Annotated in this window: 18 protein-coding genes; 15 read left to right on the plus strand and 3 right to left on the minus strand. The window is 73.2% G+C overall.

Translation table 11 applies throughout. The features are described from left to right. The first annotated feature begins 1 nt into the window (after position 1). The 11 genes from ABD350_RS04115 (at position 2) to ABD350_RS04165 (ending at position 12,868) form a co-directional block, all read left to right on the plus strand. Positions 2-535, plus strand: a complete 534-nt coding sequence (locus tag ABD350_RS04115) for a cupin domain-containing protein (protein WP_344346294.1) — start codon at positions 2-4, stop codon at positions 533-535. Positions 536-562: 27 nt separating this feature from the next. Continuing rightward, a complete protein-coding gene (locus ABD350_RS04120; RefSeq protein WP_344346295.1) occupies positions 563-1,801 on the plus strand; it encodes an acyltransferase family protein in 1,239 nt (412 codons plus the stop codon). A 94-nt stretch (positions 1,802-1,895) separates the two neighbouring features. Then, positions 1,896-2,690 (plus strand): cupin domain-containing protein, encoded by a 795-nt coding sequence (locus tag ABD350_RS04125; protein WP_344346296.1) that lies wholly within the window; start codon positions 1,896-1,898, stop codon positions 2,688-2,690. Between the two features lie 5 nt (positions 2,691-2,695). Beyond that, complete coding sequence (gene asnB, locus ABD350_RS04130) at positions 2,696-4,495, plus strand: asparagine synthase (glutamine-hydrolyzing) (protein ID WP_344346297.1); 1,800 nt, start codon at positions 2,696-2,698, stop codon at positions 4,493-4,495. Then, a complete protein-coding gene (locus ABD350_RS04135) occupies positions 4,492-5,541 on the plus strand; it encodes a PrpF domain-containing protein (protein ID WP_344346298.1) in 1,050 nt (349 codons plus the stop codon). Before asnB ends, ABD350_RS04135 begins: the two co-directional genes overlap by 4 nt. After that, positions 5,520-6,662, plus strand: a complete 1,143-nt coding sequence (locus ABD350_RS04140) for an acyl-CoA dehydrogenase family protein (RefSeq protein ID WP_344346299.1) — start codon at positions 5,520-5,522, stop codon at positions 6,660-6,662. The genes ABD350_RS04135 and ABD350_RS04140 overlap by 22 nt, the downstream gene beginning before the upstream one ends. Then, positions 6,650-8,053: a dihydroorotase gene (locus ABD350_RS04145; RefSeq protein WP_344346300.1), complete on the plus strand. Its 1,404-nt coding sequence runs from the start codon at positions 6,650-6,652 to the stop codon at positions 8,051-8,053. The genes ABD350_RS04140 and ABD350_RS04145 overlap by 13 nt, the downstream gene beginning before the upstream one ends. A gap of 46 nt (positions 8,054-8,099) precedes the next feature. Continuing rightward, the gene (locus ABD350_RS04150) at positions 8,100-8,597 is read left to right on the plus strand and encodes a flavin reductase family protein (protein WP_344346301.1); all 498 of its coding nucleotides are present in this window, start codon (positions 8,100-8,102) and stop codon (positions 8,595-8,597) included. Between the two features lie 216 nt (positions 8,598-8,813). Continuing rightward, positions 8,814-10,136, plus strand: a complete 1,323-nt coding sequence (locus ABD350_RS04155; RefSeq protein WP_344346302.1) for an MbnB/TglH/ChrH family RiPP precursor modification enzyme — start codon at positions 8,814-8,816, stop codon at positions 10,134-10,136. Positions 10,137-10,271: 135 nt separating this feature from the next. Further along, positions 10,272-11,060, plus strand: coding sequence for a TIGR04222 domain-containing membrane protein (locus ABD350_RS04160; RefSeq protein ID WP_344346303.1), 789 nt, complete (start codon positions 10,272-10,274; stop codon positions 11,058-11,060). A 176-nt stretch (positions 11,061-11,236) separates the two neighbouring features. Continuing rightward, the gene (locus tag ABD350_RS04165; RefSeq protein WP_344346304.1) at positions 11,237-12,868 is read left to right on the plus strand and encodes an alpha/beta hydrolase; all 1,632 of its coding nucleotides are present in this window, start codon (positions 11,237-11,239) and stop codon (positions 12,866-12,868) included. Positions 12,869-12,901: 33 nt separating this feature from the next. Here the strand turns inward: ABD350_RS04165 and hemQ are convergent, their stop codons facing one another. After that, entirely contained in the window at positions 12,902-13,633 is a 732-nt protein-coding gene (gene hemQ, locus ABD350_RS04170; RefSeq protein WP_344346305.1) for a hydrogen peroxide-dependent heme synthase, read from the minus strand. Positions 13,634-13,638: 5 nt separating this feature from the next. After that, positions 13,639-15,090, minus strand: a complete 1,452-nt coding sequence (gene hemG / locus ABD350_RS04175; RefSeq protein WP_344346306.1) for a protoporphyrinogen oxidase — start codon at positions 15,088-15,090, stop codon at positions 13,639-13,641. A 117-nt stretch (positions 15,091-15,207) separates the two neighbouring features. Between hemG and ABD350_RS04180 the strand changes: the two genes are divergently transcribed. Continuing rightward, positions 15,208-16,593 carry an FAD-dependent oxidoreductase gene (locus ABD350_RS04180; RefSeq protein ID WP_344346307.1) on the plus strand — a complete coding sequence of 462 codons (1,386 nt, stop codon included), beginning with the start codon at positions 15,208-15,210 and terminating at the stop codon, positions 16,591-16,593. Positions 16,594-16,644: 51 nt separating this feature from the next. After that, complete coding sequence (locus tag ABD350_RS04185) at positions 16,645-17,469, plus strand: rhomboid family intramembrane serine protease (protein WP_344346308.1); 825 nt, start codon at positions 16,645-16,647, stop codon at positions 17,467-17,469. A 1-nt stretch (position 17,470) separates the two neighbouring features. Here the strand turns inward: ABD350_RS04185 and hemE are convergent, their stop codons facing one another. Beyond that, positions 17,471-18,538 (minus strand): uroporphyrinogen decarboxylase, encoded by a 1,068-nt coding sequence (gene hemE, locus ABD350_RS04190; protein ID WP_344346309.1) that lies wholly within the window; start codon positions 18,536-18,538, stop codon positions 17,471-17,473. Between the two features lie 86 nt (positions 18,539-18,624). Here hemE and ABD350_RS04195 point away from each other — a divergent pair, with 86 nt between their 5' ends. Together ABD350_RS04195 and ABD350_RS04200 are read left to right on the plus strand one after the other, a co-directional pair. Continuing rightward, positions 18,625-19,296, plus strand: a complete 672-nt coding sequence (locus ABD350_RS04195; RefSeq protein WP_344346310.1) for a DUF3000 domain-containing protein — start codon at positions 18,625-18,627, stop codon at positions 19,294-19,296. A 341-nt stretch (positions 19,297-19,637) separates the two neighbouring features. After that, on the plus strand, positions 19,638-20,297 hold the full coding sequence (locus ABD350_RS04200) for a response regulator transcription factor (RefSeq protein ID WP_030777669.1): 660 nt from the start codon (positions 19,638-19,640) through the stop codon (positions 20,295-20,297). The last annotated feature ends 135 nt before the right edge of the window (positions 20,298-20,432 follow it).

The following is a 20,432-nucleotide window of genomic DNA, read 5'->3' on the forward strand; positions in this document are numbered from 1 at the left end:
CATGTCGCTCTACATACGCACCTCCTCGGAGGACACTCCCGAACAGCGCCCGGGCGACCGGCGGGATGCGCGGACCCGCCCCGACGAGTCCTACCTGGGCACCCCCGAGCAGGCCGAACAGGTTCCCATCGGCACCAACGTCTGCAGGATGCTCGTACCCACCCACGCCACCGGCGGCAGGCTCGGCCTGTTCTCGCTGTCCATGCCCCCGAACGGTCCGTACGCCTCTCCTCACTTCCACAAGGAGATGACCGAGCTGTTCGTGGTCCTGTCCGGTGAGGTGACCCTGACACGAGGGGAGACACCGGTGACGGCCCGGCCCGGTACGGCCCTCTACGTTCCCCCGGGTACCCCGCACGGCTTCGCGAACGTCTCCGACACGCCTGCCGAGTTGCTGATCGCGTTCATGCCCGGCCGTCACCGCGAGGACTTCTTCCGCGGGCTGGCCGACCTGCTGAACCGGGACGTCGTCCCCGGCGAGCAGGAACTGGAGGAATTCGCCGAGCGGTTCGACCAGTACCGGTACCGCTCCTGACGGGCCTGACAATCGGGGGGAAATTCCATGCCGCGCATCTTCGCGCCGACGGACTCCGGGGAACCGGCGTCCGCCGAACCGGCAATCGGCAAAGCGACGTTCAGCAGACTTCCGTCCCTGACCGGCATGCGGTTCATCGCCGCCCTGCTGGTCTTCGCCACCCACATATCCGCCAATCGGCTCTTCGCCTCACAGGCCGCCGACGACGGCCTGGCCGCCGTGCTCGGCCGGGCCGGATGGCTCGGCGTCAGCTTCTTCTTCGTCCTCAGCGGCTTCATCCTGACCTGGTCCGCCCGCCCCGCCGACACGGTGCGCGGCTTCTGGCGCCGCCGGATCGCCAAGATCTACCCCAACCACCTGGCCACCCTCGTGGCCGCGCTGATCCTGATGGCGGCCGTCGGGCAGACCATCAGGCCCTCGGCCACCGCGGCGAACCTGCTGCTGCTCAACACCTGGGTGCCCCTCGTCGGCATCTACGACAGCCCCAACGGGCTGAGCTGGTCGCTCTGTTGCGAGCTGGCCTTCTACCTCGCGTTCCCGCTCCTGCACCGTCTCGTGGTGCGCATCCCGTCCACCCGGCTGTGGTCGTGGACGGCCGCGGTGGCGCTCCTCGTCATCGCCGTGCCCTTCCTGGCGCTGGCGCTGCCCACCGCACCGGTCACCCCGTGGGCCCCCGACATCCCGTTCTGGCACTACTGGCTGGCCTACAGCCTGCCCCCGGTACGGATGCTGGAGTTCGTCCTGGGCATCCTCGTGGCCCGCACCGTCCTCACCGGCCGCTGGATCGGGCCGGGCCCCGTGACGGCGACGCTGCTCACCCTGGCCGCCTACGGCGTGATGACCGTGGCGCCGGCCGAGTTCGCCATGGCGGCCGTCCCCGCCGTACCGCTGGCCCTGCTGATCGCGGCCGTCGCCACGGCGGACGTCACGGGCGCACCGTCACCGCTGCGGTCGGCGGCCATGGTGCGGCTGGGCGAGCTCTCCTTCGCCTTCTACATGGTCCACGAGCTGATCATCCGTTACGGTCTGCGGGCCCTGGGACACCACTGGAGCGCCGCCGGGGGTCTCGCCCTGACAGCGGGCCTGTTCAGCGCGTCACTGGGGTGCGCCTGGCTGCTCCACCGGTACGTGGAGGTGCCCGCGATGCGCCGCTGGGGCAGCCCGCGCCGCCCCGCGCCCGCCGCCGCGGACGTCCCGCCTCCGGCGCGGCAGCCCGGCCCGGACCAGCGCCGGGACCCGGACACCCCGGTGCCGGCCCCTAGGTGACCGGCGGATCCCAACCGCCGCTCTTTGCGAGAACTGCGTATCGCGGCCCGTATCCGCCTGCCGTGAAACGACTCCCTCACGACAAGGAACAGTCATGTACACAACAGCAACGCGCGGCACCGTCATACCCGCCGGCACGCTCACCTTCACCTCCACCGGGCAAGGAGTGGCCACCGCCACCGCGGTCGGCACCCATCTCGGCGCCCGCATCGTCCGCCTGGACGTCGTCCGTATCGCCGCGGGCCGCAGCTGGGCACTCGCCGAGGCCTCCGGCGAGGAGAACGTCATGGTGGTCTTCGCCGGCCACGCAACCGCGGCCTCGGGAGCGCACACCCGCGAGGTCACCCGGGGCGACGCCGTCTACTCGCCCACGGGCGACACCCTGGAGATGACGGCGGCCGGTGCGGACGTCACCGTCTACCTCTGGCGCAGCCGACTGCTCCCCGGCCGCCGACCCGGCGCCGCCCCGGCCCGCTTCAGCCGCCTGTGGAACACCGACACCCAGCTCACCGGCTTCACCGGCACCGGCCAGGCCCCCGCCTCCCGGCGCACCGCCCCCATGAACTTCCTGTTCTGGCCGGGCACCGGCAGCCCGCAGCTGTGCCTGCACTGCGGCTGCATGCAGGCCGGCGAGTACTTCAACGTCCATGTCCATCCCGAGAGCGAGGAGGCCTTCATCGTCTTCGAGGGAACCGGACAGCTCCACCTGGACGGCGAGTGGATCGACGCCGCCCCCGGCGACGTGCTCTTCGCTCCGCCCGGAGTGCCGCACGGCACCCGGCACCCCGCCACCGACCCTGCCGCCCCGCGTTTCGCCACCTGCGGCGGTCCCACCCCCTTCGACCCGGTGCTCTACCAGCGCGCCGGACTGTCCACCGAGGTGAAGTGATCATCATGTGCAGGATATTCGGCCACTTCGACAGCCAGGCCACGGTGCACGAGCTCAGGACCGTCGCGGCGCTGCAGCGCCACGGCGGCCCGGACGCCCAGTACATCACCACGGGCGAGACCTGGGGCCTGGGCAACAACCGGCTCGCCATCATGGACCTCGACGGAGGCGACCAGCCCTACGTCCTCGACGGCATCGTCGTCGTCTTCAACGGCGAGATCTACAACCACCACGAACTGCGCCGCATGCTGACCGCCCGCGGCCACCGCTTCCCCGATCTGTGCGACGGATCGATTCTGCCCGCGCTGTACGCCGAGTACGGCACGGCGTTCACCGAACACCTCGACGGCATGTACGCGGTGGCCGTCGTCGATCTGCGCGGCGAGCCGAAACTCGTGCTCGCCACCGACGACATGGGCATGAAACCGCTCTACTACCACTGGAACGCCGCCGAACGGCACCTCTACTTCGCCTCCGAACTGCCCGCCCTGCTGTCCTTCCGCGCGGTCCAGGCCCGGGCCTGGGAGCCGGGACTGGACGCCTACCTGGCCACCAAGACGCCGTTCAGCGAGCAGACCATGTTCGACGGCATCCAGGTCCTGCCGCCCGCCGCCACCGCGGAGGTCACCCGCGGCAACGGGCTGCGCGTGCGGATACGGGACACCTCCGTCCCGCCGGCGGACCCCGGCCCCGAGGAGGCCGCCGAGCGAGTCCGCGAGCTGCTGCGCGAGGAGGTCCACCGCCTGACCCGGGCCGACGTACCGGTCTGCGCCATCACCAGCGGCGGGCTCGACTCCAGCCTGGTGACCGCCCTGGCCGCCGAACGGGTCGGGGACCTGCACAGCTTCAACATCGCCTACCGCGGAACCTGGCCGGCCGACGAGCGGGGCTTCGCCCAAGAGGTCGCCACCCGCCACGGCACCCACCACCACCAGGTCGAGATAGACCCCGCGGACTTCCCCGACCTGCTGTCGGACGTGGTGTGGCACCTGGGCCAGCCGAACGCCGACCCCATCACCCTGAGCACCTACGCGCTGTTCCGGGCCGTCCACCGGGCCGGGTTCAAGGTGGCGGTCACCGGGGACGCGGCCGACGAACTCTTCGGCGGCTACGACCGGATCAAGGCCGCGTTGAAGGCCGGCGCCGGCCACGACTGGGTGCCCGCCTACGTCCGCGCGCTCGCCGCCGTCCCCCGCGAACGGCGGCTGGGGCTGTACTCCGACGACTACCGGCACTTCATCACCGCGCACGGCACCGCCGAGGACCATCTCGCGCAGGCGCTCACCTCCTCGCCGCACGACCGGCTGACGGCGATCACCGGCGTCGAGATCGGCCGCCGGCTGCCGGCCTACCACCTGCGCCGGGTCGACCACCTGTCCATGGCCTCCTCGGTCGAGGTGCGCCTGCCCTTCTGCCAGCCCGCCCTGGTGCGCTACGCCCGCTCCCTGCCCGCCGCGCTCAAGGTCGAGGGCGATCACGTCAAGAAGGTCCTGTACGCGGCGGCCGGCGGGCTGCTGCCCGACTCGGTCCTCAACCGGCCCAAGCAGCCCTTCACCTTGCCGATCACCGCCATGCTCTCCGACGGCCAGCGGCTGATGGAGTTCGCCCGGGACATGCTGGCGCCGGCCCGGCTGCGCCGCCACGGCCGGCTCGACCCGGACGCGGTGCAGGCCCTCCTGCGCACCCAGAGCACCACCCCGACCGACGCCTCCGCCCTGGCCGTGTGGTCCCTGCTCATCCACGAGCTGTGGCTCGACCAGTTCCACGCCGCGACTCCCCGCAACCGACACGAGGTACTCGCATGATCGCCTATCTCGCCCAGGCCACCGGCGCCCCCACCCCCACGCTGGTTGTGGACGCCGGCCTCGTTCCGCCGGACGAACCAGACATACGCGCGGTCCTCACCACCGTCCGCTCCTGGCTGGCCGCCAACGGCCATCACGACGTACTGAAGTTCGCCCTCGTCACACCCTCCGCCCACCCGCTGTTCGACCTGGACTACCGCTTCGTGCAAGGGCTGCCCGACGGCCCGGGCCACTTCGACTTCCGCGGCTCCTGCGGGCATTCGATCCTCTCCTCGGTACTGGCCGCCGACACACTCGGCTGGCTGCCCGGACTCGCCCCCGGCAGCCGGGTCAGGGTCCGGGTCCTCAACAACGGCGACCACGTGGTCTGCGAGGTGGACGAGGCCCGCCGCGACGGCGGCACGTTCACCGTCCACTTCGTCCAGGACTCCGACCGTGCACTGGAGGAACTGCTGCTGACCGGGCATGCCCGGGACCTGCTGCTCACCCCGTCCGGCCTGCACGAGGCGTCCTTGGTGGCCACCGGCAACCCGTACGTCTTCGTCGACGCCGAGTCCCTCGGACTGTCCAGCCAGCAGGAGCTGTTCGAGGCCGGCGAGGAAACCTATGAACGGCTGCAGCAGATCCGCACCGCGGCCGCCACCACCCTGGGCTGGCCGCCGGAAAGCGTCTTCCCCAAGATCGCGGCGGTCGGATCGTACGAGCCGGGCCGCCTGGCCGTGCGGGCCATCTCCGTGCCCAGCTGGCACCCCACCCTCGCGCTGACCGGCGCCACCTGCCTCGCGGCGGCCGCCGCGATCCCCGGAACCGTCCCCGCCGGACTGCTGGAGCGGGCCGGAGCCGGGCTGGACGACATCGTCGTCGACACCCCGCGAAGCACCACGCGGATCGCCGCCTCCCTGGGAACCACGGCCGACGCCCGCTCCGCCCTGCTGTGGGTCAGCGTCGGCGACAAGCACGCCCACCTGCGCGGCCCCGCCAAGATCCCCGAACTGAGCACCTACCTCTACCAGGAGGCACCCTCATGGCAGCCCGCGAGCGCCTGACGTCCGTCCACGACCACCGCGTGGTCCTGCGCCGGGACTATCCCGGACTCGACGAGGCCCTGCGCCGCGACGCGACGACCGCCGACGTGGCCGGCCGGCTGAGCGACGAGGTCCTGGCCCAACTGCGCTCCAGCGGCATCCTGGCGGCGGCGGTACCCGCGGCGTACGGCGGTCTGGGCGCCGACGCCGCCACCACCAACGACCTCATCCGGCAGGTGGCCGCCGCCGACCCGTCCGTGGCGATCATCCTCTTCCAGCACTACGCCGTCACCGCCCGCATCAGCGAGTGGGCCACCGAGGAGCAGAAGCGGCGCTTCCTGCCCCCGCTCGCCACCGGCGAGTGGATCGCGGCCTCCGCCTGGAGCGAGAGCGGTGCCGGCGCCGACAAACGCAACCTGTCCACCACCGCGGACCGCACTGCCACGGGCTGGTCCCTGAACGGGGCCAAGACCTTCACCACGGGAGCCGGCCTGGCCCAGCTCTACCTGGTCCTGGCCCAGACCTCCGCCCCCGGCGGCGACGACGGCATCTATGGCAGCGACGGACAGACGTTCTTCCTCATCGAGGCCGACCGGCCGGGGCTGATCGCCGATACCGGGATGGACCTCGTCGGCATGCGCGCCTCGGCAACCGGCTTCGTCGAACTCCACGGCTGCCGGGTCCCCCTGGACAACGTCCTCGGCCCCGTGGGCCAGGCGGCCCGGATCATCGCCGGCGTACGGCAGTCCGGTGCCACTCTCGGCGCCGTCTCCGTCGGCATCGCCGAGGCCGCCTGGGAACTCGCGCTCACCCACGCGCGCCGCCGGGGCCTGGACCGGGCGCAGGCGGTCCGCCACCGCCTGGCCGACCTGGCCGCCCAGGTGGAGAGCGCCCGTGCGCTGGTCGAACGTGCCGGGCGCCGGGAGAGCTCCGACCCCGGCACCACCACCCTGCTGTCCAAGCTCCACGCCTCCCGTACGGGTGAGCAGGTCTGCCTGGAGGCACAGCGCCTCCTGGGCAGCGCCGGCTATCTGCGCGACCACCCCCTGAACCGGCTGGCCCGGGACGCCCGCGCCGTCGGTCTGATGGGCCCCACCAACGACCTGACCCGAGAGCTGGTGAGCATGCCATGGAACACCTGACCTCCTACGACCTGCTCGTCACCAACGCCCGCCTGGTCACGCCCGAAGGAGTGCGCACCGGCGCCCTCGCCGTGGCCGGCGGCCGCATCGCCCGGATCCTGTCCGCCGACGCGCCGCTGCCGGCAGCGACCCGGACGCTGGACGCCGCCGGCCGGTACGTGCTGCCCGGTGTCATCGACTCCCACGTCCACTTCCGCACCCCGGGCCTGACCCACAAGGAGACCTGGCACCACGGCAGCCGGGCCGCCGCGGCCGGCGGAGTCACCACCGTCATCGACATGCCCAACACCGAACCGCCGCTGCACAGCCTCGAACTGGCCTACGCCAAGGCCGAGATGATCTCCGGGCAGTCCCTGGTCGACTACCGGTTCCACTTCGGGGTGCGCGAGGACACCGTCGACGTGCTGCGCGACCTCACTCCGCGCGTCGCCACCTCCGTCAAGGTGTTCATGACCGGACACCACACCGCTCCGTCGGTGATCCGTGACCCGGCCGTCCTGGACCGCATCTTCGCTGTCGCCGCCGAGCGAGACCTGCGCCTGGTCCTGCACGCGGAGGACGACGGTGTCTTCTCCCTGCTCGACACCCACCGCCCCGCACCCGACTCGTACGGCGCCTACGAACCCCACCGGCCCCGCAGCGGCGGCATCGTCGCCGTCGCCAAGGTGATCGACCTGGTCCGCCGCCACGGCACCGCGGCGCACGTCCTGCACGTCTCCTCGGCCGAGGAGAGCGACATGCTGTCGGCCGCCGGTGCCGCGGGACTGCCCGTCACCTACGAGACCACCCCGCACCACCTCTCCTTCACCGCCTCCGATACGCGCCGGCTCGGTGCGCGTATCCGGCTGAGCCCGGCGATCCGGGAGGAGCGCGACCAGGAGTGCCTGTGGCGGGCCGTCGTGTCGGACCAGATCACCACGCTGGGCAGCGACCACGCGCCCCACACCCCGCAGGAGAAGGTCCGGCCCGCCCCGGACGCGCCGCCCGGCTTGCCCGGCGTACAGGAACTGCTCACCGCCGTCTTCACCGGGCTGGTGCGCCGCTTCCCGCACGTCCCCCTCGACGACCACATGATGCTGCTGTCCCGGCTGTGCGCCGCCAGGCCGGCCGCGCTCTTCGGCCTGGACGAGCGCAAAGGCGCCCTGACGGAGGGCCGGGACGCCGACTTCGTCGTCTTCGACCCCTCCGCCAACTGGCTGATGTCCTCCCGCGAGGCCCACACCAAGAACACGTGGTCGGCTTACGAGGGCTGGACCTTCACCGGCCATGTGGACCTCACCGTCCGCCGCGGCGCGGTCATCTGGGACTCCCACGACTTCGGCGACCCCGACGGCCAGTGGCTGGACGCCCGCCCGCTGAGGCTTCACACGGCGCGCCCGGCCACCGTCTGAGGACGGCACACCGGCTCCGTCCCCTGTCGCAACGGAAGAGACCACGATGCCCATCGACCGCACCGTCTTCACCCACGCCATGGCCCAGGTGCCCGCCCCCGTCACCGTTGTCACCACGGTCACCCCCGAAGGACGGCGTCACGGATTCACCGCGAGCTCCTTCTGCTCCCTGTCCGCCGACCCGCCCCTGATCCTGGTCTGCCTGGCGAAAACCGCGTCCTCCCACGAGGCGTTCCTCCGCACCCCGCACTTCATGGTCAACCTGCTGGGCGCGGACCACCACGGCGTCGCCCAGCGCTTCGCCACCCCCGACCGGGACAAGTTCGCCGACGGCCCGATGCTCACCAGCGAACTCGGACTGCCCGGGCTGCCCGACGCCACCGTCCGCCTGGCCTGCGCCGTCCACTCGATCCTCGACGGCGGCGACCACAGCATCCTCATCGGGCAAGTGGAACAGGCGGCCGTCCTCGAACAGCCCCCGCTGGTCTACCACAACCGCCAATACGCGACCCCCCGCCCGCGCTCCCTGGCGGGCGCCCCGTGAGCACCGGGAGGGGCCGGCTCCCACGGGGGCCGGCCCCTCCCGGTGACCCGAGGGCGACAGCACCAGGAGCTCGCGCTCCGTCCCGTCCGGGCCTCCGTGGCCACCCGAAGCTCAAATGTTGCTCTGAACGCGTCGGGGCGGGGGTTCGCGGGCCGGTGGCGGGGCCATATCCCCCTCACTCGACGCACGGGTACGGGCCGAGGAGGGGGAGGCACCATGCGGCTGGGGACCGGTATCGGCTGGCGGCCGGAGATCGCGGACGCCGTGGAGGCGATGGCGGGCATCGACTGGGTGGAGGTCGTGGCGGAGAACGTCTGCCCCGGCCATCTCCCCCCGTCGCTGCTGCGGCTGCGCGAGCGCGGTGTGCCGGTGGTGCCGCACGGCGTCTCCCTCGGCCTGGGCGGCGCGGACCGCCCCGACGAGGGGCGGCTGACGGCGCTCGCCGAGCGCGCGGAGGCCCTCGGCTCCCCGCTGGTCACCGAGCACATCGCCTTCGTCCGGGCGGGCGGGACGCTCACCGCGTCCCCCCGCCTGGAGGCCGGTCATCTGCTGCCCGTGCCTCGCACCCGGGACGCGCTGGACGTGCTGTGCGAGAACGTCCGTATCGCCCAGGACGCGCTGCCGGTGCCGCTGGCCCTGGAGAACATCGCCGCGCTGTTCTCCTGGCCGGGCGAGGAGCTGACGGAGGGGCAGTTCCTGTCCGAGCTGGTCGAACGGACCGGGGTGCGGCTGCTGATCGACGTGGCCAACCTGCACACCAACCACGTCAACCGGGGCGAGGACCCGGCCGAGGCGCTGGCCGCGCTGCCGGTGGAGGCGATCGCCTACGTCCATGTCGCGGGCGGCTTCGAGCGCGACGGCGTCTGGCACGACAGCCACGCGCACCCCGTGTCCCGCCCGGTGCTCGACATCCTGACCGGCCTCGCCACCCGGGTCGCCCCGCCCGGGGTCCTGCTGGAGCGGGACGAGAACTTCCCCGAACCGGAGGAGCTGGCGCGGGAGTTGGCGTCCATCCGGGAGGCGGTGGCGGCCGGGCGCGGGCTCGCCGGGGAGCGGGCGGCGGAGTGTACGGCGGTGAGGGGCGCCGGCGCCGGGGCGGGGGGTGTCGGTGTCCTGGTGCGGCCGGTGGCCGGTGTGCGCGAGCGGCTCGGGGTGGCGCAGACCGCCGTGCTGTCGGCGCTGGTGGCGGGGACACCGGTGCCGGAGGGGTTCGACCGCGTCCGGATGGGGGTGCAGGCGCGGGCGCTCGCGGCGAAGCGGGCGGGCGTGGTGGCGAAGGTGGCGCCCGAGCTGCCGGTGATCCTGGGGGCGGGGTACCGGGAGGTGTTCCTTGAGTACGCCCGCCGGCGTCCGATGCGGGGCGGCTACCGCCAGGACGCGCTGGACTTCGCCGGCCACCTGTTGAAACTGGGCCGGCCCGGGGACGCCCGCGCCCGCCGCGCCCTCCGTGACTGGTGGCTGGACCGGGCGGGCCCGGCGCCCAGGAAGCGGGGCTTCCTGACGCGGGTACTGCGGCGGCGCGCCCACCAGTCGCCCTGAGCCGGTACCGGTCATGCCGGCGTCGGCGTGGCCCCTGACCAGCGGGGAAAACGGAACGTCACAGACCGGCAACGGTGCGTCCGGATAGTGAACAGAGCATGGCGTTCACCCGGACCCCTGACATACAAACAGCTCATGTTCTGGGTCCTTCTCCTCCTGCTGGCCTGGGCTTTCGCCGGTACGGCCTGCGCCCGCCTCTGCCTGGCGGCCATACGCGCGGACATACCAGGCATCTCGGATGCATCCGACGCGCCCGCAGCCGGCGAGCGTGATCTGACGCTGTACGAGGCGGCGTTCCTCTCCGGCGGCCCGGCGCGGGTCGCCGATGTGGCCCTCGTCTCCATGGCCCGCCAGCGCCGGCTGCTGCTCGCGCACACCGGCTGGGCCACGGTCGTGGACCCGCGGGGCCGCGACGAGATCGAACAGTCCGTCATAGGAGCCATCGGACCCGACGGGCAGTCGCCGATCGCTCCGGTGCGGACCCGGGCGGCCGACGCGGAGGCCGTGCGCCGCCTGGCCGACGGCCTGCTGCACGCGGGGCTCGCGGTGCCCGAGGGCTCGGACACGACGGTGGCGTCCGCCGTCCGGCACGTGCGCGTCGCCGCGCTCGCCGTGGCGGCGCTCGGTACGACGGCCCTGCTGCTGCCCGGTGACACCGGCACACCGCGCCCGCTGGTGGGCGCGTGGTTCGCGCTGCCCCTCATCCTGACGCTGAGCAGCCTGGCCATCGCCCGGTTCGAGGTGCACCCCTACTCGCCCTGGGCCTCCCCGGCCGGTCAGCGGCTGCTGCGCCCGCTGACCGGGAAACCGGCCGGGGACGAACGGTCGTTCCTCACCTCCGTCGCGGTACGGGGCATCCGCGCGATCGGCGAGCCGGAGCTGCGCGCCGCCTTCACCCACCGCGACCAGCCCTTGCGCGAGTAACCGGAAGCATCCGCGGCACCGGGGGCGCGGAAGGCGCCGGGGGCGCACAGGGGGCATTGGCGCCGACACCGGCCGGGCGGTCCTTGCCTTCCCCCACAGCCGTACCAAATATCCCTTGTGTTCGCGCCGGGCCGTGGCAGCCGTGCCATCGCCGCCGCGCGCCGAAGGGATACGCGATGAGAGCTGCCGCCCTTTACCCGGCCGTCGGCGCCCTGCTGCTGACCACCCTGGCCGCGGCCCCGGCCGGCGGCGCGCCCGGCTCCCCGTACGCCCCGCGGGCCCCGCACGCCCCCGCCGCCCCCGGTGCGGCCGAGCTGCGCGGCACCGCGGTGGCCGCGGCCCGCGCCCGGGCGGCCGGCATCGACTTCGGTCCGTGTCCGGCGGCCGAGGTGCCCGGGGCACCGGCCGGTGTGCGGTGCGGCACGGTGAGCGTCCCGCTGGACTACGCCCACCCGGACGGCAAGCAGATCAAGCTGACCGTCAGCCGGGCCCTGGCCACCCAGAAGGACCCGCACAACAGCAAGCGGAAGATCCCCCGGCAGGGCGCCCTGGTCTTCAACCCGGGCGGCCCCGGCGCCTCCGGCATGTACTTCCCGCTGGCCGGCACGGTTCCGGGCTGGCAGCGGATCGCCGCCGGCTACGACCTGGTCGGCTACGCCCCGCGCGGGGTGGGCCGCTCGGCGCCGCTGTCCTGCGAGGACCCCGAACGCTTCCTCAAGGCGCCCACCGCGGCGCCGACGCACCCGTCGGAGGCGTACAAGCGGGAGCGCGTCGCGCAGGCGAAGGCGTACGCGCGCGGCTGCGCCCAGCGGTCCGGGAGCCGGCTGCGCTTCTACACCTCGCTGAACAACGCCCGGGACCTGGACGTGCTGCGCGCCGCGCTGGGCGAGGACCGGCTGACCTTCCTGGGCGCCTCGTACGGCACCTACTTCGGCGCGCTGTACGCGGCGATGTTCCCCTCCCATGTGCGGCGCATGGTGCTGGACGCGGCGGTGGACCCGGACCCGCGGAAGATCTGGTACCACAGCAACCTGGAGCAGTCGGCGGCGTTCGAGGACCGCTGGGCGGACTTCCGGGAGTGGATCGCCCTGCACGACGACGTGTACCGGCTCGGCACCACGTCCACGGCGGTGCAGCGCGGCTACGACACCGCACGCGAGCGGCTGGCCGCGAAGGCGGCGGGCGGGAAGGTGGGCCCCGGTCAGCTGCAGAACGCGTTCCTGACCGCCGGGTACTACGAGGACTACTGGCCGAGCCGGGCCGCGGCCCTCTCGGCCTATCTGCACGGCGACCCCGGGCCGCTGGTCCGGCTGGCCGCGCCGCGCCCGGAGACGGCCGCCGAGGCGGAGAACTCGACGGCGGTGTACACCGCCGTCGAGTGCAACGACGCCCCCTGGCCCACGGACTGGGAGGTGTGGGACCGCGACAACACCCGCCTGGCCCGGGTGGCGCCCTTCGAGACCTGGGAAAACGCCTGGACGAATCTGCCGTGCGCCTACTGGCCGGCGCCCCGGCAGCAGCCTCTGGACGTGCGGACCGGGCCGGGCGAGCTGCCGCCGGTGCTGATCCTGGCGGCCGAGCGGGACGCGGCGGCGCCGTACCAGGGGGCGCTGTCGATGCACCGGCGGCTGGGCGGGTCGGTGCTGGTGACGGAGCGGGACGCGGGGACGCACGGGATCGCGGGCGGGCCGAACGCCTGCGTCAACGGGCACCTGCACGCGTATCTGCTTCAGGGCCGGGTGCCGGCGCGGCACGCGTCGTGCGCACCGCGTCGGCCTCCGACGGCTCGGCCGGGTAAGGGCGCCTGACGGGACACGGCCCCGCGCCCCCGACGGCGCGCCCTACGCCAGCCCCGCCACCAGGTCGCCGATGTCCTTGCGGCGGCCCGTGAAGAAGGGGACTTCCTCGCGGACGTGCATGCGGGCCTCGGAGCCGCGCAGGTGGCGCATGAGGTCGACGATGCGGTACAGCTCGTCGGCCTCGAAGGCGAGGATCCACTCGTAGTCGCCGAGCGAGAACGAGGCGACCGTGTTGGCGCGCACGTCCGGGTAGCCGCGGGCCATCTTGCCGTGGTCGGCGAGCATCCGGCGGCGGTCCTCGTCGGGCAGCAGGTACCAGTCGTAGGAGCGCACGAACGGGTAGACGCTGACGTAGTTCCGGGGCGTCTCGTCGGCGAGGAACGCCGGGATGTGCGAGCGGTTGAACTCGGCCGGGCGGTGCAGCGCCATGTTCGACCAGACCGGCTCCAGCGCGCGGCCCAGCCTGGTGCGGCGGAAGAGGTTGTACGCCTCCTGGAGCTGGTCGCTGGTCTCGGCGTGCCACCAGATCATGAGGTCGGCGTCGGCGCGCAGACCCGAGACGTCGTAGGTCCCGCGGACCGTGACGTCCTTGGCGGCGAGCTGGTCGAACAGCTCCTGGACCTCGTCGGCGTATCCCGCGCGGTCCTCAGGCAGGGCGTCCTTCAGCTTGAAGACCGACCAGAGGGTGTAGCGGATGACCTCGTTGAGGTCCTTGGCCAGCTTGCCCTTGTTCGGGATCCTGCCGGTCTCGGTGATGGGGGCGTCGTCACTCATGTTCCCTATTCTCCCGCTCCGCCGTGCAGGCTCTGCACCGGGTTGGCCGTCAGCTCCCGGACTCCCGCCCGGTCGCCCGCCAACTGGTCCACCGCGGCGTAGGCGCTCGCGATGCACGCCGGGATGCCGACGCCGTCGTACAGGGCGCCGCACACGGCGAGGCCCGGCAGCTTCGCGACGTGCTCGCGGACGCGGGCCACGCGCGCGTGGTGCCCGACGGGGTACTGGGGCAGGCCGTCGGTCCAGCGGGTGACCCTGGTCTCCAGGGGAACGGCGTCCAGGCCGGTGGCCTCCCGCAGGTCGTGCCGGGAGACCTCCACCAGGCCGGCGTCGTCCCGGCCGAGGATCTCCGTCTCGCCGTAGCGGCCCACGGAGGTGCGCAGCACCACCACGTCCGGGTCCTCCTCGGCGATCCAGCCCCATTTGTGGGAGGCGAAGGTGGACGCCTTGATGGTGCGGCCGTCGACGGGCGGCACGAGGAAGCCGCTGCCCTCGGGCAGGCACGCGTCGGCACGCCGGTAGGCGAGGGTGACCAGGGCCATGGAGGCGTACTCGACGGCGGCCAGCTCGGCGGCGGCCCCTGGGGACTCGGCGCGCAGCAGCCGGGCGGCGGCCGGGGCGGGTACGGCGACCACGACCGCGTCGGCGCGCAGCACGCTCTCTCCCGCGGTGATCCGCCAGCCGTCCGGCTCGCGGCGCAGTGCGCGGGCGGGGGTGCCGGTCAGGATCTCGCCGCCGCGGGCGCGCACCGACTCGGCGACCGCGAGCGGCAGCCGTCCGATGCCGCCGGCGATGCCCATGAAGACCGGCCCGGTCCGCTGCTGCGCGGCGGTCTTCGCCTGGATCTCGCGGACGCCCTCGGTGAGGGAGGTGTGGGCGCGGGCGGCCTCGAAGAGCTGCGGGACGGCCGAGCGCATCGAGATGCGGTAGGCGTCACCCGCGTACACCCCGCCCAGCAGCGGTTCCACCAGGCGGTCGACGACCTCGCGGCCGAGCCGGGCCGCCACGTACTCGCCCACGGCCACGTCGTCGCCGGTCTCGGTGCGGGGCAGGTCGGCGTCGCGCTCGATGCGGGCCAGGCCCTCGGCGGAGAGGACGCCGGAGAGCGCGGCGGCGGTGCCGGGCACGCCCATCACATGGCCCTTGGGCATGGGCCGCAGGGCGCCCCGGGTCCAGATCGAGGCGGTCGCAGTGGCCGGCGGCTGGAGCGCCTCGCCGAGGCCCGCCTCGCGCGCGAGGGCCACCGCCTCCGGGCGGCGGGCCAGCATGGACTCGGCGCCGAGGTCGACCCGGGCGCCGGCGATCTCGCCGGGCAGCAGCTTGCCGCCGACCCGGTCGCCGGCCTCCAGCACCGTCACGCGCGCGCCGCGCCCCAGCAGCCGGTGCGCGGCGGCCAGCCCGGCGATGCCGGCCCCGATGACGACGACGTGCCCCAGGCCCCTACCCGTTGTGCTCATGTCCTCCACTCTCTCAGACCCCACTGACACTCCGCCCGGGGCCCGGAGCGTGACCGCATCGGGACCGGCGGCGGGGGTGACGGGGACCGAACGGGCCGTGCCCCGTAGCGTGTTCCCATGAGCATCGGTGGTGGCGGACAACGGCTGGTCGTGATCGGAGGTGACGCCGCGGGTATGTCCGCGGCGTCGCAGGCGCGGCGGCTGCGCGGGCCCGGGGAGCTGGAGATCGTGGCGTTCGAGCGCGGCCACTTCACCTCCTTCTCGGCGTGCGGCATCCCGTACTGGGTGGGCGGCCAGGTACCGGAGCGGGAGCGGCTGATCGCGCGGACGGCCGAGGAGCACCGCGCGCGGGACATCGATCTGCGGATGCGCACGGAGGTCACGGAGATCGACGTCGCCGGGCAGCGGGTACGCGCGCGTGACCTCGATTCCGGCACCGAGTCCTGGACGTCGTACGACAAGCTGGTCATCGCCACCGGCGCCCGGCCGGTCCGCCCGGACCTGCCCGGCGCGGACGCCCCCGGGGTGCACGGCGTGCAGACGCTGGACGACGGCCAGGCGCTGCTGGACACCCTGGCGGGCACGCGGGGCCGCAGGGCCGTGGTCGTGGGCGCCGGCTACATCGGCGTGGAGATGGCCGAGGCGCTGATCCGCCGGGGCTTCGAGGTGACGGTGGTCAACCGGGGCCGGGAGCCGATGTCGACGCTGGATCCGGACATGGGCCGGCTGGTGCACCGGGCCATGGAGGGCCTCGGCATCACCATGGTCAACGACGCCGAGGTGACCGAGCTGCCGACCGGCGAGGACGGCCGGGTGCGGGCGGTGGCCACGCGGGACGCCGAGTACCCGGCGGACGTGGTGATCCTGGGCATCGGCGTCCGCCCGGAGACCGCCCTCGCCCGCGCGGCCGGGCTGCCGCTCGGCGCCCACGGCGGGCTGCTCACCGACCTGGCGATGCGGGTGCGCGGGCAGGAGGACATCTGGGCGGGCGGCGACTGCGTGGAGGTGCTGAACCTGGTCTCCGGGCAGGAGCAGTACGTTCCGCTCGGCACCCACGCCAACAAGCACGGCCAGGTCATCGGCACCAACGCGGGCGGCGGCTACGCCACCTTCCCCGGTGTCGTCGGCACGGCGGTGAGCAAGGTGTGCGACCTGGAGATCGCCCGCACCGGCCTGCGGGAGAAGGACGCCCGCCGGGCGGGCCTGCGGTTCGAGACGGTCACCATCGAGTCGACCAGCCGCGCCGGCTACTACCCGGGGGCCGCCCCCATGACGGTGAAGATGCTCGCCGAGGCCCGTACCGGACGGCTGCTGGGCGTGCAGATCGTCGGCCGGGAGGGGGCGGCGAAGCGGGTGGACATCGCGGCGGTGGCGCTGACGGCGCGGATGACGGTGGAGGAGATGACGGCCCTGGACCTGGGCTACGCCCCGCCGTTCTCACCGGTGTGGGACCCGGTGCTGGTGGCCGCGCGGAAGGCCGCCTCGAAGGTGCGCTCGGGCTGACCTGCGGCGGCCGCGCTGATAGGCGGGCCGGATCGCGGGCACTACTTGGGTGTGGTCATCCCCGTCCATGATGTGAACCCGGCGCGCCGCACCCCCTGGGTGACGTACGCGCTCATCGCCGCCAACGTGCTGGTGTTCGTCATCACGCCCGGCATGGCCGGTTCCGTGACCGGCGGCACCAGGCTGGCGCAACTGTGCGATCTCCAGGCGTTCCTGAACCATTACGCGGCGGTCCCCCGGGAGCTGATCCACGATCAGCTGCCCCGGCTGGTGCCGACCGGGGACGTCGGCGTGGGCCCGCAGGGGCCGGGCTGTGTGGTGGCGCCACCGGCTTACGACAAGTCGCCGCCGCTGTCGGTGTTCACGGCGATGTTCCTGCACGGCGGCTGGCCGCACCTGCTGGGGAACATGCTGTTCCTGCTGATCTTCGGCAACAACGTCGAGGACCGGATGGGCCACATCCGTTTCTTCCTCTTCTACGTGGTGTGCGGCTACGCGGCCGGGTACGGCTTCGCGCTGCTCAACGACGCCTCCGCCGACCCGCTGATCGGCGCCTCCGGGGCGATCGCCGGGGTGCTCGGCGCCTATCTGGTGCTGTATCCGCGGGCCCGGGTGTGGGTGCTGGTGCCGTTCCTGGTGTTCCTGCCGCTGCGGCTGCCCGCCTGGCTGGTGCTCGGGTTCTGGTTCGGGCTCCAGGCGGTGTACTCCTCCGGGCACGGGGTGTCCGGCGCGGGCACGGTGGCGTACGCGGCGCATGTCGTCGGCTTCGTGGCGGGCATGCTGCTCGCCTGGCCGCTCAAGCCCGGCACGCCACCGCCGCCGGAGCCGCCCGGCCTGCTGTTCGGCAGGCGCGCGCGGCCCCGTCACACCTGGTGAGTCAGCGCGCGGTCGCGGTGTGGACGTACTCCACGAGCCGGGTCAGCGCGTCCGGGTCGGTGTTGGGCATGACGCCGTGACCGAGGTTGAAGACGTGCCCCTCCAGACCGGCGGCGGCGTCCAGCACCTCCTGGGCCTTGGCCTCGACGGTGTCCTTGTCGGTGAACAGCACGGTCGGGTCCAGGTTGCCCTGGAGCGCCTTGCCGGGGCCGACGCGGCGGGCGGCCTCGTCCAGCGGGACGCGCCAGTCGACGCCGACGACGTCCGCGCCGGCCTCGCCCAGGAGCTTCAGCAGCTCGCCGGTGCCGACGCCGAAGTGGATGCGCGGGACGCCGTACCCGGCGACCGCGTCGAAGACCTTCGCGGAGGCAGGCATGACCGAGCGCCGGTAGTCCGCCGGGGCCAGCGCGCCGGCCCAGGAGTCGAAGAGCTGGACGGCACTGGCGCCGGCCTCGATCTGCACCTTCAGGAAGGCGGCCGTGATGTCGGCGAGCCGGTCCAGCAGGTCGGCCCACAGCCCGGGGTCGCCGTACATCATCGCCTTGGCGTTCTCGTACGTGCGCGAGGGGCCGCCCTCGACCAGATAGCTCGCGAGGGTGAACGGCGCGCCCGCGAAGCCGATCAGCGGGGTGGCGCCCAGCTCGCGGGTGAGCAGGCCGATGGCCTCGGTGACGTACGGCACGTCCTCGGGGGCGAGGTCGCGCAGCCGGGCCAGGTCGGCGCGGGTGCGGATGGGCTGTTCGACGACCGGGCCGACGCCGGGCTTGATGTCCAGGTCGATGCCGATGGCCTTCAGCGGGACGACGATGTCGCTGAAGTAGATCGCCGCGTCCACGTCGTGCCGGCGCACCGGCTGGAGCGTGATCTCGGTGACCAGCTCGGGCCGCATGCAGGACTCCAGCATGGGGACGCCCTCGCGGACCTTGCGGTACTCGGGCAGGGAGCGGCCGGCCTGGCGCATGAACCACACGGGGGTGTGCGGCACGGGTTCGCGCCGGCACGCCTTGAGGAACGCGCTGTCGTACGTGGCTGCGGGCCCCTGGCCCGTGAAGGTGTCGTTGGCGGTCACGGGGCAAGTCTCGCACGACACCGGTGACCGGTGGCGCGGGGTGTCTTGCCCTGCACGAAGCCCCGCTTCCCCTTACTCTTCCCCGCATGGCTGCGGCTCAGGGACGACTGTCGGACGGCGCTGACGGAATGGACGACGCGGAGGACACCGCTCAGGCGCGGGCGGGCGGCGGGCTGCCGCCGGCGTTCCGGGCCGCGGTCGACGCGCTGCGGGCGGCGCGGCCGCGGCCGCAGGTCGAGGTGGAGCCGACACCCGCGCCGCAGCGGCTCGCCCCGTTCGCGTACGCGCTGGAGGCGGTGGTGGTCGACGGCGAGCAGGAGCTGGCCGACGGACGCCTGGTGCTGCTGCACGACCCGGACGGGCACGACGCGTGGCAGGGCACGTTCCGGCTGGTGACGCTGGTGCGGGCGGAGCTGGAGCCGGAGATGGCGGCCGATCCGCTGCTGCCGGAGGTGTGCTGGTCGTGGCTGACCGGGGCGCTTCAGGCGCGCGGACTGGCCTACGGCGAGCCGAGCGGCACGATCACGCGGGCGGGCTCGCACTATTTCGGCGGGCTGGCGGAGCGGCCCGCCGCCTCGCAGATCGAGATCCGCGCCTCCTGGACGCCCCGTGAGGGTCTGGGCGGGGTGCCGGACACCGCCGCGCACCTGACCTCCTGGTGCGATCTGCTGGCGCAGGTCGCGGGCCTGCCGCCGGCCGGTCCCGGGGACGCGTCGGTGGTGACCCTGCCGCAGCGCCGGGGCCCGCAGTCCCGCTGAGCGGGCGCCCGAGGAGAAGCCGCCGGGAGGAGAACGCGCGGTCCCCGCCGAGGGGGACGGCGAGAATCCGCGCTGCCGCCGAGGGGTCGTCGTGAAACGCCGTGTTGACCATCTCTTTGTCGATACGGCCACTTTCCGTACTCGAATCGCACTCGCTCGAACCGACTCGATCTTCGGATGATCGATCGCGTGTCCGAATTGCACGGATTGTTACTCACTAGATCGTGATCACTCCCTAAAGGCGGACGAGTTTGCTGCCGAAGACGACTGTGACCTTGAAAGCACGGTTCGTCCCGGCTTCATCCCCACAAGCCGGCCCCGTCCCCCACCCAGGAGGCCTGGTGTCCGTTCTCCTTGAGCAACCCGCAAGCCTGGTCGCCTACCGCCCGAACAAGCCGACCGCCATGGTGGTCGTGGCCGACCCGCGCGTCCGCTCCACCGTCACCCGCCATCTGTGGGCGCTCGGCGTGCGCGATGTCATCGAAGCCTCGTCCATCGCGGAGGCTCGTCCCCGCATCGGCAACCCGCGCGACATCTGCGTCGCCGACGTCCACCTCCCCGACGGCTCCGGCCTCACCCTGCTGTCCGAGACCCGGGCCGCCGGCTGGCCCAACGGACTGGCGCTGTCCGCCGCCGACGACATCGGCGCGGTCCGCAACGCGCTGGCCGGCGGCGTCAAGGGCTACGTCGTCACCGGCACCCGCACCAACATCGGGCTCCCCACCCGTCCCGGTGCCGCTCCCCTCGGCGCCGCCGCCCGTATGCACCGCCGCCCCCCGGGTGCCCCGAGCCACCCGGGCGGCTACCGGGAGCTGTCCGGACGCGAGGTCGAGGTGCTGCGGCTGGTCGCGGAGGGCCAGTCGAACAAGGCGATCGGCGTGTCCATGGGCCTGTCCGCCCTCACCGTCAAGAGCCATCTGGCCCGTATCGCCCGCAAGCTGGGCACCGGCGACCGGGCCGGCATGGTGGCCGTCGCCCTGCGCACCGGGATCATCCACTGAACCCACCGCACCGGAATCGTCCACTGAACCCACCGCACCGGGATCATCCGCCGGGCCCACCGGATGCCCCCTTCGGCGCAATCCCCGTTCACTCGCGCGAACCGGACCCCGCCCGCCGCTGACCGGTTTACGCCC

The sequence above is a fragment of the Streptomyces nogalater genome (genome assembly GCF_039532885.1).
Taxonomy (GTDB): domain Bacteria; phylum Actinomycetota; class Actinomycetes; order Streptomycetales; family Streptomycetaceae; genus Streptomyces; species Streptomyces nogalater.